Annotated in this window: 12 protein-coding genes and 4 tRNA genes; all 16 read left to right on the top strand. The window is 39.3% G+C overall.

Annotated features, from left to right (window positions below; translation table 11 throughout):
• Positions 1-13 precede the first annotated feature (13 nt).
• The 16 genes from ssb (at position 14) to CEF16_RS15840 (ending at position 14,257) form a co-directional block, all read left to right on the top strand.
• Positions 14-505 (top strand): single-stranded DNA-binding protein, encoded by a 492-nt coding sequence (gene ssb / locus CEF16_RS15910; protein ID WP_091586366.1) that lies wholly within the window; start codon positions 14-16, stop codon positions 503-505.
• A gap of 54 nt (positions 506-559) precedes the next feature.
• Positions 560-787, top strand: coding sequence for a 30S ribosomal protein S18 (rpsR, locus tag CEF16_RS15905; protein ID WP_091586367.1), 228 nt, complete (start codon positions 560-562; stop codon positions 785-787).
• Positions 788-1,138: 351 nt separating this feature from the next.
• Positions 1,139-1,279, top strand: a complete 141-nt coding sequence (locus CEF16_RS23865; protein ID WP_170032001.1) for a hypothetical protein — start codon at positions 1,139-1,141, stop codon at positions 1,277-1,279.
• A 372-nt stretch (positions 1,280-1,651) separates the two neighbouring features.
• On the top strand, positions 1,652-2,590 hold the full coding sequence (locus CEF16_RS15900; protein ID WP_091586369.1) for a YybS family protein: 939 nt from the start codon (positions 1,652-1,654) through the stop codon (positions 2,588-2,590).
• 11 nt (positions 2,591-2,601) lie between these two features.
• Positions 2,602-4,572: a DHH family phosphoesterase gene (locus CEF16_RS15895; protein ID WP_091586371.1), complete on the top strand. Its 1,971-nt coding sequence runs from the start codon at positions 2,602-2,604 to the stop codon at positions 4,570-4,572.
• A complete protein-coding gene (gene rplI, locus CEF16_RS15890) occupies positions 4,569-5,012 on the top strand; it encodes a 50S ribosomal protein L9 (protein WP_091586373.1) in 444 nt (147 codons plus the stop codon). Before CEF16_RS15895 ends, rplI begins: the two co-directional genes overlap by 4 nt.
• 22 nt (positions 5,013-5,034) lie before the next feature.
• Positions 5,035-6,402, top strand: a complete 1,368-nt coding sequence (gene dnaB / locus CEF16_RS15885; RefSeq protein WP_091586375.1) for a replicative DNA helicase — start codon at positions 5,035-5,037, stop codon at positions 6,400-6,402.
• Positions 6,403-6,648: 246 nt separating this feature from the next.
• Positions 6,649-7,938, top strand: coding sequence for an adenylosuccinate synthase (locus CEF16_RS15880; RefSeq protein WP_091586377.1), 1,290 nt, complete (start codon positions 6,649-6,651; stop codon positions 7,936-7,938).
• 451 nt (positions 7,939-8,389) lie between these two features.
• A tRNA-Lys gene (locus tag CEF16_RS15875) sits at positions 8,390-8,465 on the top strand.
• A 9-nt stretch (positions 8,466-8,474) separates the two neighbouring features.
• Positions 8,475-8,549: transfer RNA gene (locus CEF16_RS15870), tRNA-Glu, on the top strand.
• 276 nt (positions 8,550-8,825) lie between these two features.
• Positions 8,826-8,901, top strand: a tRNA-Asp gene (locus tag CEF16_RS15865).
• Between the two features lie 173 nt (positions 8,902-9,074).
• Positions 9,075-9,150, top strand: a tRNA-Phe gene (locus CEF16_RS15860).
• Positions 9,151-9,566: 416 nt separating this feature from the next.
• Positions 9,567-10,274 carry a response regulator YycF gene (gene yycF, locus CEF16_RS15855; RefSeq protein WP_091586379.1) on the top strand — a complete coding sequence of 236 codons (708 nt, stop codon included), beginning with the start codon at positions 9,567-9,569 and terminating at the stop codon, positions 10,272-10,274.
• 2 nt (positions 10,275-10,276) lie between these two features.
• Positions 10,277-12,103 carry a cell wall metabolism sensor histidine kinase WalK gene (gene walK, locus CEF16_RS15850; RefSeq protein WP_091586381.1) on the top strand — a complete coding sequence of 609 codons (1,827 nt, stop codon included), beginning with the start codon at positions 10,277-10,279 and terminating at the stop codon, positions 12,101-12,103.
• On the top strand, positions 12,100-13,437 hold the full coding sequence (locus CEF16_RS15845; protein WP_091586383.1) for a YycH family regulatory protein: 1,338 nt from the start codon (positions 12,100-12,102) through the stop codon (positions 13,435-13,437). Before walK ends, CEF16_RS15845 begins: the two co-directional genes overlap by 4 nt.
• A complete protein-coding gene (locus CEF16_RS15840; RefSeq protein ID WP_091586385.1) occupies positions 13,424-14,257 on the top strand; it encodes a two-component system regulatory protein YycI in 834 nt (277 codons plus the stop codon). Before CEF16_RS15845 ends, CEF16_RS15840 begins: the two co-directional genes overlap by 14 nt.
• Positions 14,258-14,264 lie beyond the last annotated feature (7 nt).

The following is a 14,264-nucleotide window of genomic DNA, read 5'->3' as shown; positions in this document are numbered from 1 at the left end:
GGGAGGGGTTCCGATGATAAATCGTGTCGTTTTGGTTGGCCGTCTGACCCGCGACCCCGAATTAAGGTATACACCAAATGGTGTGGCTGTTGCAAATTTCGGGATTGCCGTCAACCGTCCGTTTACAAACCAGCAGGGGGAAAGAGAAGCTGACTTTTTTAACTGTGTCGTTTGGAGAAAACAGGCGGAAAACGTTGCAAATTACTTGAAAAAAGGCAGCCTAGCCGGTATTGATGGCCGACTGCAAAGCCGCAGATATGAAAATCAGGAAGGCCGTCGTGTAAACGTTGTAGAAGTTCAGGCGGAAAGTGTACAATTTCTAGAACCACGCAACGCTTCTGGCGGCACCGGAGGCCCTCGTAATGATTATGCAGGTGCTCAAGGCGGAGGAAATCAAGGGTACGGTCAACAGAACCAAGGAGGAGGCTCCTCTAACCTTAATGATGATCCTTTTGCTAACGATGGCCAGCCTATTGATATATCTGATGACGATTTACCATTCTAGGAAACGTTCTCCCGCGTCTATAAATAATAATCTTTCTTAAAGGAGGTTGAAACGATGGCACGTCGTAGAGGAAAGCGCAGAAAAGTCTGTTACTTTACAGTCAATAAAATTGAAAAAATTGACTATAAAGATGTAGATTTGTTGAAGAAATTTATTTCTGAACGTGGTAAAATTTTGCCGCGTCGTGTAACTGGTACTTCCGCTAAGTATCAACGTCAATTGACAAAAGCAATTAAGCGTTCTCGTCATGTAGCACTGCTCCCTTACGTTAAAGAGCAGTAAATCTTTTCAGCGTTCCCCGGCCGTCTTCTGGGGAACGTTTTTTGTACTTTAGGAAAGTGTGAATTGTTAAAGGATCAAAGTATAAGCATAAGCAAAACTACGACTTCTTCCATTTGGAAGCGGAAAGCCAAGTTTTTCTAAATACTTTAGGAGTTTAACTATGCTTAAAGAAAGCGTAAAAAACTTAGGGTTTTGTTGTCTGGCAGCGGTAGTCCTTTTGTCTTATTTATCAGCGGAGAAGTTTGAGGAAGTGCGGGTAATGGGTAGGAATATGAATAACAGCAAAACATTTAACAAAAACATAGTTTATTTCTTCATAATATAATTTCATTGTTAAGGAGGAAGAGAAAAATGGATGTAAAAGAATATATCACTCGCATTAATGATCAATTAGAAGAGCTGAAAAAGAAAGAGGAGAAGGAAAAAGCAGATTTTGATCGTTCGGTTTTTCCTGCAACATTCTTTAGTTTTAAACTTCCTACTGCGAAATGAAAAGTTTGATTATTGCAAAAATTTATAAAGAAAACGGCATCAGCCCGAATGATAGACGCAAAAATGGTCGTCTGTGATTCGGGTTTTTTGTACTTTAGAAAGTTTACATTTGTTAAAAGATCAAGGTATAAGCAAAACTATGTCTTCCGCCATAAGGACTCGGCGGTAAGACGAGTTTTTCTAATACTATAAGGATTCGGCCGACAAGCCAAGTATTTCTAGTCTGTCCATAGTCAGTATTTTTACCAGAGTACTTAAGCAATTTCATATTATCTTTCTTTTTTAAAAAGAATCAATTACAATAGACGAATGGATTTATATTAAAAAGTGTCTCTTAAGTTAATTACGGAAAATATAGATGAGGTGACGGTGTTGCGGCAAACAAGAGGACTAACGGAAGGCGCAGTATTAAGTGGTGTGTTTATTGTTATGCTGCTTCTTTCTATTTTTGTGCCTTTCCTTATTACTATTTTGATGTGGTTTTTACCTCTTCCATTTATCGTTTTTGCGGCGCGGCATGGGTTAAAATCTGGATTTATCATGTTTGCAGTAACTATTTTACTTTCAGGGATTATTGGAGGAGTAATAGGTTTGCCTCATGCTTTACTAGCTGGAGCGGGCGGGTTAACTGCTGGTGAACTTATACGTCGTCAGAAAGAAGCTTTATTGGTGCTGGCAGGAAGCAGTATTGCTTATATAGGTGTACTTGTACTGCTGTATGCCGGGTCAATTCTTATATTAGATATAGATCCTATAAATGCCATGCAAGATGTCATGCGGCAATCAACACAGCAGGCCGAATCTATGCTAGGTGCACTTGGCCAAGAGCCTTCTGAAAACCTGGAAATTTGGGAGGATATGATTAATCAAATAGGGTATCTGGGCCCGGTATTGATTGTATTTACAGGTGTTATATATGGATTAATTACACAATTAGCTGCCCATATGGTTTTGCAGCGGCTCAAAATGAATGTAGAGCCTTTCCCTCCTCTTAGAGAGTGGAATTTCCCACGTTCCTTGCTATGGTATTATCTAATTACTTCTATTATTTTTTTCATAGGAACCGAAGAAGGAACAGCGTTATATGTAGTTATGTGGAACCTATTCCCGTTATTGGAAACAGCAATGGCTTTGCAGGGGTTTACGGTTGTGTTTTATTATTGTTATGTTAAGTCTATTCATAAAGTTTTTCCTATAATATTGCTTATTTCTGGATTATTTTTACCCTTTGTTCTTCTTCTTGCTCGTATTTTGGGTATAATTGATTTAGGATTTCAATTGAAAAAACGTCTGAAACCTGACACGAAGTAGGGGTTGACATTATGCCTAGGTTTTTATTGAGGCGGTGGCACGGTTATCATGTGGTGTCTCTGTTTTTTGTAGCAGTGCTTTTTATCGCTATTTTGACTTTTTACCAATGGCAGCTTGGCTTACTCGGTTACTTTTTGCTAAGCCTCTTAGTGATATATATCATTCAGGCTAGAAAATCATTTGAAAAAGACTTGGAGAAATATATATCAACGCTTACTCACCGAGTGAATAAAGCTGGGGAAGAAGCGGTGACAGAACTTCCGATAGGGATTTTATTGTTTAATGAAGAGTATGAAGTACAATGGGCTAATCCGTTTATGATGAATTTCCTGTCGCGGGAGTTCTTAGGAGAATCACTGGAAAAGGTTTCCGACGGGCTTATTCCGGCGATCAAAAAAGGAGATTATGAAACAGAACTGACCCTAAATGAAAGGCATTACTTTGTCTATATAAGGCAAGAGGAACGCCTTTTGTACTTCTTTGATATGACAGACACAGCAGAAACAAGATCACTGTATCAAGACGAGCAAACAGTGATTGGGCTTATTTATTTAGATAATTATGATGAAGTAACACAAGGAATGGATGACCAGATACGCAGTAAACTAATGAGTCACGTAACATCGTCATTAAATTACTGGGCCAATGAGTATCAAATTCTGCTTAGAAGCATTGCTTCAGACCGTTTTATAGCAGTTATGAATAAAAAGGCGTTAGATGAGCTTGAAAAAACAAGGTTTGAGCTGCTTGATGAAGTTAGAGAAGTAACAGGTAAAGAAAAAGTTCCCATTACTTTAAGCATTGGAGTAGGCAGTGGAGAATCTTCGTTAAGAGAATTAGGAAACCTTGCTCAATCGAGTCTTGATCTTGCTCTTGGAAGAGGCGGAGATCAAGTAGCAATTAAAGATACAAATGGGAAAGTCCGTTTTTACGGCGGGAAATCTAATGCCATGGAAAAAAGAACCCGTGTACGTGCCCGTGTCATTTCACATGCTCTTCGTGATTTCGTTTTAGAAAGCGATCAAGTGATTATTATGGGACACAAAAATCCAGATATGGATGCGATCGGGGCAGCAATTGGTGTGTTAAAGATTGCAGACGTTAATAATACAGATGCTTATGTTGTCGTTGACCCTAATGATATAAATCCTGATGTGCAAAAACTCATGGAAGAAGTGGGAGAACATGAGCATCTTTGGTCTCAATTTATTACACCGGATGAAGCATTAGATGAACTGACCCGCCATACCTTGCTGGTCGTTGTAGATACGCATAAACCATCTCTTGTTATTGAACCGCGGTTAGTTGATGCGGTCGACCGGGTTGTTGTACTCGATCATCACCGCAGAGGAGAAGAATTTATAAAAGACCCGGTACTGGTATACATGGAACCCTATGCTTCTTCTACTGCTGAATTAGTAACGGAACTATTAGAATATCAGCCTCAGAAATTGAACATGGATGTGTTAGAAGCAACGGCTATGCTTGCTGGTATTATCGTGGATACGAAAAGTTTTGCGATTCGCACAGGCTCGCGGACTTTCGATGCTGCTTCGTTCTTAAAGTCACATGGAGCAGACACAACATTAGTACAAATGCTTCTAAAAGAAGATATTGAACAATATGTGAGACGCTCAAGGTTAATCGAAAAGGCATCCATTTATCGCGATGGTATGGCGATTGCAAAAGCCTCTAGAGAAGAAACGTATGATCAAATACTTATTGCTCAGGCAGCAGACACCCTTCTTACGATGAATGATGTAAAAGGATCTTTTGTGATTTCTAAAAGACAAGATGGAAAAACAAGTATCAGTGCACGTTCTTTAGGGGAAGTGAATGTGCAGCTAATTATGGAAGCATTAGATGGCGGCGGCCATCTAACCAATGCAGCTACCCAATTTGAGGGTGTATCTATCGAAGAAGCAGAAGACAAATTAATGCAAGCTATAGATGATTACTTGGAAGGAGGAACAAAAGAATGAAAGTAATTTTTAATCAAGATGTAAAAGGAAAAGGGAAAAAAGGGGAAGTAAAAAACGTATCTGAGGGTTATGCGAGAAATTACTTGTTTCCAAATAATCTGGCTGTAGAAGCAACTAAAGGAAACCTTAAAAATCTAGAAGCCAAGCAGGAAAGTGAAAATAAAAAAGCGCAGCAGCAGCTTGAAGAAGCAAAAGAATATAAAGAAAAACTAGAAAAGACCAAAGTAGAAATAAAAGCAAAAGCTGGAGATGGCGGCCGCTTGTTTGGGGCAGTATCAACAAAACAAATTGCAGAGACATTAAAAAGCATGAATTTGAAAGTAGATAAACGAAAAATTGAGCTTGATAATCCAATCCGTACTCTGGGAGTCACAAAGGTTCCCATTAAAATTCATCCGCAGGTAACTGCAACGGTAGATGTTCACGTCAAAGAAGAGTAAATGAAAGGCAGGAGGGGCAGTCATGAGTGATGTGTTAACAGACCGGAAGCCGCCTCAAAACATCGAAGCGGAGCAAGCCGTTATAGGGGCTGTTTTTCTTGAAGGAGAAGCACTCGTTACAGCGACAGAGCGTCTCACACCTGAAGATTTTTATCGTGTCTCTCATCAGCGAATTTTCCGTGTAATGGTTGAAATCGGTGAGAAAGGAAGTCCGGTAGACCTTGTCACAGTCACATCTGCTCTTCAAGATTATCAATGGTTAGAAGAAGTAGGAGGTATCTCTTACTTAACGGATCTTACTAACGCCGTGCCCACTGCGGCAAACGTAGAATACTACAGTAAAATTGTTCAAGAAAAATCAATACTGCGCCGGCTCATTCGTGCTGCAACTGATATTGCATCAGAAGGTTATGAAAGCGAAGAAGAAGTAGAAGATATTTTAAATGATGCCGAACGGTCTATTTTAGAAGTTGCACAGCAGCGAAGTTCCGGAGCATTTGTATCTATTAAAGATGTTTTAATAGAAACCTATGATAATATTGAAATGCTTCAAAACCGCGAAAATGATATTACTGGTATATCAAGCGGGTTTGCTGAGCTTGATCATATGACAGCTGGTTTTCAACGGAGCGATTTAATTATAGTAGCTGCAAGGCCTTCTATGGGGAAGACAGCTTTTGCTTTAAACATTGCTCAAAATGTAGCCACGAAAACCTCGGAAAATGTAGCTATATTTAGTTTGGAAATGGGAGCATCACAGCTTGTCCAACGGATGCTTTGTGCAGAAGGCAATATTGATGCGACCAAAATGAGAACCGGAGCGCTGGAAGAAGAGGATTGGGAAAAACTTACAATGGCAATGGGCAGTCTGTCTTCGGCAGGCATATACATTGATGACTCTCCGGGGATTAAAGTTAATGATATACAAGCTAAATGCCGGCGACTTAAACAAGAGCGCGGTCTCGGAATGATCTTGATTGATTATTTGCAGCTAATCCAAGGATCCGGTTCAAAAAGCGGAGAGAATCGTCAACAAGAAGTCTCAGAGATTTCAAGAAGCCTGAAAGGAATTGCTCGTGAACTTGATGTTCCTGTAATCGCCCTGTCTCAGCTTTCACGTGGAGTAGAATCCAGACAAGATAAACGTCCTATGATGTCGGATCTTCGTGAATCTGGAAGTATCGAACAGGATGCTGACATTGTTTCTTTTCTTTACCGAGAAGACTACTATGATCAAGAAGCAGAAAATCAAAATATCATCGAGATAATCATTGCCAAACAGCGTAACGGCCCGGTAGGTAACGTAGAGCTTGCTTTTATAAAAGAGTATAATAAATTTGTGAATTTGGACAGGCGCCATGATGAAAGTCAAGCGCCGCCTGGTGCATGAATAAAACCCGGATTGGTTACATTCCAATTCGGTTTTTTCATAGCATCTTAAATATATAAAAATCAATAATTCTAGGTATCACGAACGTATTGGTGGATTTATATATATAACGTTCGTGTTTGATTGACTTCTTTCCGTAGAATTGATACACTATTTGAGGGTTTTATTCTGATTGTAACTAACTACATATAAAAGATAATGAATTATCAAAGTAGCCTGTCAAAACAGGTGCCGGAGGTGGACGGTTTGTCGTCAGTAGTAATTGTTGGTTCGCAGTGGGGAGACGAAGGAAAAGGAAAAATCACGGATTATCTTTCAGAAAATGCAGAAGTCGTGGCAAGGTATCAAGGTGGAAATAACGCAGGACATACCATTGTTTTTAATGGTAAAAAGTATAAGCTGCACCTTATTCCATCAGGTATTTTTTATGATAACAAGACCTGTGTCATTGGAAACGGCATGGTAATTGATCCGAAAGCATTGGTAGAAGAGTTGAAATATTTGCATGAACGCGGTGTGGATACTAGCAACTTACGGATTAGTAACCGTGCTCATGTCATTTTGCCATACCATGTGAAACTAGATGCTGTTGAAGAAGAAAGTAAGGGGTCGAATAAAATCGGGACAACCCGAAAAGGAATTGGACCTGCTTATATGGATAAAGCAGCTAGAACAGGGATCCGTATATCAGATTTACTAGATAAAGAAGAATTTGGTGAAAAATTAGAAAGAACGTTGCAAGAAAAAAATCGTCTACTTGAAAAAATATACGAAGTAGAAGGGTTCAAAAAAGAAGATATTCTTGACGAATATTATGAATATAGCCAGTTTTTTGCTGACTATGTTTGTGATACGTCCGTGGTGTTAAATAACGCCATTGACGCAGGACGCCGGGTTCTTTTTGAAGGAGCACAAGGGGTTATGCTAGACATCGATCAAGGTACATATCCGTTTGTTACATCTTCTAATCCTATCGCAGGCGGAGTGACCATTGGGTCTGGTGTGGGTCCATCTAAAATCCACCATGTTGTAGGTGTATCAAAAGCTTATACCACACGAGTAGGAGATGGTCCGTTTCCTACTGAACTTACAGATGAAATAGGGGACAAAATTCGTGAAGTAGGTAATGAATATGGAACGACTACGGGGCGGCCACGTCGAGTAGGCTGGTTTGACAGCGTAGTTGTGCGTCATGCACGAAGAGTCAGCGGGATAACTGACTTATCTCTTAATTCTATTGATGTTCTCACTGGAATAGATAAGGTGAAAATTTGTACGGCGTATAAATACCGTGGAGAAATTATTGAAGAATTTCCAGCTAGTCTCAAGGTACTAGCTGAATGTGAGCCTGTTTATGAAGAGATGCCTGGATGGAACGAAAACATCACGGAAGTAAAATCATTGGAAGATCTTCCTGAGAACGCTCGCCATTATTTGGAGCGGGTTTCGCAGCTGACGAATATTCCTGTTAGCATTTTCTCTGTTGGTCCGGATCGCAATCAAACGAATATGGTCAGGGGCGTGTGGGGTGTGTAAAACACTTTATAATCCCTCTTTCTTCGTCTGCTTTTCAAGCTTCTTACATGGAAAAGCAGACGGGGAAAATTTTTTTTAAAACTCCTTGAAAATAAAAAATCAACATGGTAATATTATTCTTGTCGCTGTCAAGGAAACAGCAACAACCATGTTTATTTTAGTTCTTTACACAGTGAGGGACAAAAATAAAAAACGGCTCATAAACAAAAGGTATGCATAATAAAGGAGCACCATTTATAAATAAGAGCCATTAGCGAACCGTAAACCCCACTGAGTAATCAACAATGCAGGTTTGCGAGGAGCAGTGATGCGAAGCATGACGCGACGAGCACAAAACATCGACGAATGCATCAACTATGTTTATTTTGGTTCTTCACGAAGTGAGGGACAAAAATAAAAAGCGGTTCATAAACAAAAGGTATGTATAGTAAATGACACCATTTATAAATAAGAGCCATTAGCTCAGTTGGTAGAGCATCTGACTTTTAATCAGAGGGTCGGAGGTTCGAATCCTCCATGGCTCACCATTTAAAAACGGCCCGTTGGTCAAGTGGTTAAGACACCGCCCTTTCACGGCGGTAACAGGGGTTCGAATCCCCTACGGGTCACCATATTATTTATTACAGTTAAGTACAACTTTTTTCCTCTTAATCCAACCGCCTTTTTAAAAGGCCGGGGAGGAGAGAAGGAAGAAGCGTACAATTAGTACGTGACTGACAGAACGAGAGCAGCTGACGAAGAGATTCGTCTTGAAAAGAATCGTCTTTTTTGAATAAGAATCAAGAAGGTCGAGGAAGCAAGGGAGAGAAGGAAGGAGCGTACCTTAGTACGTGACTGACAGAACGAGAGCAGCTGACGAAGAGATTCGCAGATTATTATTCAAAAAAGGGCCTGTGGTGTAGCGGTTAACATGCCTGCCTGTCACGCAGGAGATCGCGGGTTCGATTCCCGTCAGGCCCGCCATTTACTACTACTTACATACGATAGATTGCACCAAGAATAAAAGCTCGGAGAAACGAGAAAAAAATCATCGAAAAACCTCTAGTTCCCCCTCGAAGCAACGCTACAAGAGTAAGGGACAGAGGAAATAAGAAAGCAAGAAGAAAAAATAAAAAGAAGAACTACTTGTTTAAAATGGCTCGATAGCTCAGTCGGTAGAGCAGTGGACTGAAAATCCTCGTGTCGGCGGTTCGATTCCGTCTCGAGCCACCATTTAAAAAAATGATAATACACGCCTGGATTACATTCCAGGCGTTTTTTGTATACCATTAAAATACAAAATGTTACATATAAACGTTGTAACTTGTCCCTTTCAGGCTATGTTACAATATAAGAGGACTGTGTTGCAGTTTTTTCTCAAACTTTAAGAAAATGTAACTTTATTAAAGGAATATAGTACAAGAAAAGACTAAGACTTCCGCCCTTACCATTAGAACTTGACGGAAAGATAAATTGTTCTAATACTGTTAAAACAGGTAACATGTTTGTTAAAGATAATAATCTAGTATACTTATTTTTACTATTAACGGCTATTAAAAAAACAGGTGAAAACCACCCTGTGGATGTAATTAGTGAGTTTATTGTAATCCTAGCAACTTATTCTATGAAAGAAATGGAGCGGGTATTGGATGGACGAAAAGATTTTAGTGGTTGATGATGAACAGCCAATCGCTGATATTTTAGACTTCAATTTAAAAAAAGAAGGGTTTCAAGTAGAGGTAGCTTATGACGGGAATGAAGCAATTGAAAAAGTACACCAATTCAAACCCGATATTGTTCTGCTTGATATTATGCTCCCTCATAAAGATGGAATGGAAGTTTGCCGTGAAATCCGAAAATATTTTGATATGCCTATTATCATGTTAACCGCAAAAGACGCAGAAATAGATAAGGTGCTTGGTTTGGAACTGGGGGCGGATGACTATGTGACAAAGCCTTTCAGTACGAGAGAACTTATTGCACGAGTAAAAGCTAATTTAAGAAGACTGCAGGTTGTTCCAGAAGAAAACCAATCGAAACAAAAACAAATTGAAGTTGGGGATTTAACGATTGATCCCGATGCATATCTTGTTTCTAAACGTGGAGATCCAGTAGATTTAACACACCGGGAGTTTGAACTTATTCATTATTTAGCACGCCACATTGGACAAGTCATGACGCGTGAACATTTACTCCAAGCCGTATGGGGTTATGACTATTTTGGTGATGTCCGCACCGTAGACGTGACTGTACGCCGTCTTCGTGAAAAAGTGGAAGATAATCCAAGTTATCCGATGTGGATTGTAACAAGACGAGGAGTCGGCTATTATTTAAAACACCCTGAACAGGAGAAGTAAAAATGAAAATTATCGATTTTTTTAAATCGATTCATGTCAAAATGATTGTAATCTTTATGCTGCTGATATTTATTGCCATGCAGGTGATTGGTGTTTACTTTACGAGAGAATTAGAATCGCAGCTTGAAGATAATCATTATGATATGTTAGTGGAGCGGGCTGATTTGCTCGAATATAATGTTAGACAAGAAATGACAAGAGATCGTGATAGTGAAGAAGAACCACTTGAAGATGATATAGAAGATCTTTTACAAGAGTTTTTTTCTATAGAGGATTCGGAAGTACAGGTTATTGGTCCGAATCAGGAAGTATTAGGGACATCAAATTGGAATGATCAAAATATTGTGGGACAGCAAAGTACAGAAGTTAGAGTGAAAAGAGCTCTAATTGGTACAGAAGACAGCCCCATTTTAAGAGACCCGGAAACCGGAGATAGAATCCAGGTGATTTCTCAGCCGGTTGAAGCTGATGGAGAAATTATAGGTGCCATTTATATTGAGGCTTCCATGGAAAATATCTATCAAGAGATGGAAGAAATCAATGGCATCTTTTTCAATGGAACGATTATAGCTTTGGTTATCACAGCAGTGCTAGGAATACTGCTGTCACAAACATTAACCCGACCGATTGTGGATATGAGAAAACAAGCTAAAGTGATGGGGGAAGGTGATTTTTCCCGGCGTGTACGAGTGTATGGACAAGATGAAATTGGCCAGCTTGCTGAATCTTTTAATACACTTACACTCAGTTTAAAAGATGCTAGGGCTACTACAGAAGGTGAGCGGAAAAAATTAAGTTCTGTTTTAGCTCACATGACAGATGGTGTTATCGCAACAGATGAGCTCGGACGCATTATATTAATGAATAATCGTGCGGAACAGCTGTTGAATGTAGATAACAAGCACATCATGGGCACGTCGCTCCCAGAAGTTCTGCGGCTATCTGAAACCATAACACCAAGTGATTTATATGATTATTCTGATTCCATCCTGCTTGATTTCAGTGAGGACAATGAAGAATTTATACTAGAAGCTAATTTTTCTGTTATTCGCAATGAAGAAGGTCCAGTAAATGGTCTTATTACGGTGCTTCACGACGTTACCGAACAGGAGAAAATAGAAAGAGAACGGCGCGAATTTGTAGCCAATGTTTCTCATGAACTTCGTACCCCGTTAACTACGATGAGAAGTTATCTAGAAGCATTAGAAGACGGGGCAATGGAAGATGAAAATTTAGGACCCCGCTTTTTAAAAGTGACGCAAAATGAAACCGAGCGCATGATCCGGCTTGTAAACGATTTACTGCAATTGTCCAAAATGGATAGCAATGATCTTCAACTCACATTTGAAACAACAGATATTGGGGAGCTCTTACGGCAGATAGCAGAACGTTTTGAAATGATAACAAAGGATAAAAACATAGAGTTTTCTAAAGAAATCCCGATGCATTCTGTTTATGTAAATATGGACAAAGATAAAATGACCCAAGTTTTCGATAATATTATTTCAAACGCCGTAAAATATTCACCAGATGGCGGCATGATAACCATTCAAATGATTACTCGTTCAAAAGCTGTAGATATTGAAATTACGGATGAAGGCGTAGGTATACCAAAGGAAAATCAAGCTAAAATTTTTGACCGTTTCTACAGAGTCGATAAGGCAAGAGCTCGTAATCTTGGCGGCACAGGTTTAGGACTTGCTATTGCCAAAGAGCTGGTTCAGTCCCATGGTGGATATATTACTGTTAATAGTGAGTGGAGAAAAGGGACGACGATATCGGTAACGCTTCCTTATACCGTTAATAAAAAAGCGGGTGTTTTTGAATGATGGAACGCATAAAATCTTGGACCTTAACGATATTAGTTGCTCTTAGCGTTATACTAACGTGGCAGCTTTGGACCTTTCAGCCGGATTTGGCCTATTTAGATGAATCCGATTACCTTCCTAGTGAAAATTTTGGGGAAGAATTAGACCTGCAAGATGTAATCTGGCCGGATCAGTTAGTTTTTCGTAATGGCGAGCGCCAAGTTGCATTAAATGGTACCGAACGAGTTTTTTCGAGATTTTACAATACTCTTTTAGAAGCTCGTTTTGAAAATATTACGTTAAATCAAGATTTTGACGTAGATGAGTTATACGAAGGCCAGAGAATAGCAGAATTGATATTTCCAGCTCCCATACCTGGAGATATATTAGATGAGATACTCAATTTTGAAGACGATATTCCATACTTATCTATTGATTCAGTGGATCGAGTTTTACTGATCGATGAAGGAGTCGATAGTGAAAATCTGAAAGTAAAGTTTGTGTCCTATGAGGATCCAGTCGTTCTAGAAGGGGAGACAAACTTCAGTATGTCTGATTTTAGAGAGCAGTATATTCGTCAAATGGATGAATTTACATCTGTTTTCTCCTATGAGGTGGACAACGGTTCTGTTTTACCAAAAACAATTTATTTACCAGAAGAGCCTGTTATGTATAGTACTCTTTCTGATACGTCTTCAGAAATTAATTACAATGCTTTCTTAAGGTTGTTATTTAATGATTCTGATTACGTAAAACAGTATCATCAAGACAATCGGGAAGCATCCTTCACGGATGGGAACCGCATGATGAGCTTAGAAGATAACGGAGATTATTTGAATTATGTTAATCCGGTTTATAGTGAGAACGTTCCAGATTCTCAACACCATGTGGTGGAAGCTTCTTTTGATTTTATCAATTCTCGCGGGGGGTGGACTGATACCTACCGCCTCTATGACTGGAAGCGACGCAGCCAAGAAGAAAATGCTACGTATCGAATGATTGTTTCAGGTCTGCCTGTATTTGAATCACAAGGATTAGATCTTGCGTCCATTAACGTTTCACGAGTGGGTGGACAAGTTTCTCAATACTCACGCCCTTTGTTTAATCTAGATGAGAGTCCGATTGACGCAAGAGGTTCGATTGAACTTCCAGCTGGAGAAGACGTTATAGAATTCGCGGAAGAGCAGTTTGATCCAGAGCGAATTGAAAACATTCGAGTTGGCTACAAAATGGAAAAAACAGACAATGTCGTCATTCGTTTTGAACCGAGTTGGTATGTGAAATATGATGATGCATGGTATCCTATAGATCCTGGTGTAACAGAAGAGGGGGAGGAAGAAAGTGGATTGGAATAGGACAAAAACGATTTTTATTATCACATTTCTTCTCCTCAATGCTTTTTTACTTTACCAGTTACTAGAAAAGAAAAACGCAAGTGAGATTGATGTAAGAGCTCAAGCAACAGTCAGGGAGCGATTAGCTGATATGAATATCCATATTACAGAAGAGCTGCCAGAAGAAAGAAGTGAAATTAACCACATTGTCGGCCAGCCCGTGCAAATGGAAGAGGAAGTTATAAACAAGGTTGGAGAAGATAATGTCAATATTTTAAACAATAGGTTTGTAGAAGTGACGTTAGAGGAACCATACGAAGTTACCTCTGATGTGGAAGAATCTATTTCGAATTTTTTAGACCAGAATGTTTGGAATGCAGATGAGTACAGGTATGAAAGTTGGAACAGCAATGATCGACAGATGTATTTTAACCAAACGTATGAAGAAAAAACAGTTGTCACTTATGAAGAAGATCAGCTGGTGTTGTTTTTTAATGAAGACAACGAAATAGAAAGTTATGTGCAGAGCTATCTTAATTTTGAGGAAGAAGGAAAAGAAAAGGATATGCTCGATCCTTATAAAGCTATTGAAGTGTTATTAAACGATGGCATTATCTCTTTTAATGATCAAGTTAATAAAGTGGAATTAGGGTACCATAGCCTTTTTAGTCCAGAAGGAGAGGTACAGGTCTTTGCACCAATGTATCAAATAGAAATAAATGAAGATAAAAATTATCTTGTGCATGCTATAGACGGCTCAATCCAAGAATTAGCGGGAAATTCTGATAATAGTCAAAACGATGGGAATGAAACAGATTCAGGAGAATCCGAGGGAGATTAATAACGTG

The sequence above is a fragment of the Alteribacillus bidgolensis genome (assembly GCF_002886255.1).
Classification (GTDB): Bacteria; Bacillota; Bacilli; order Bacillales; family Marinococcaceae; genus Alteribacillus; species Alteribacillus bidgolensis.
The sequence above is the reverse complement of the archived record's forward strand: the minus strand, read 5'-3'. Positions and strand labels throughout refer to the sequence as shown.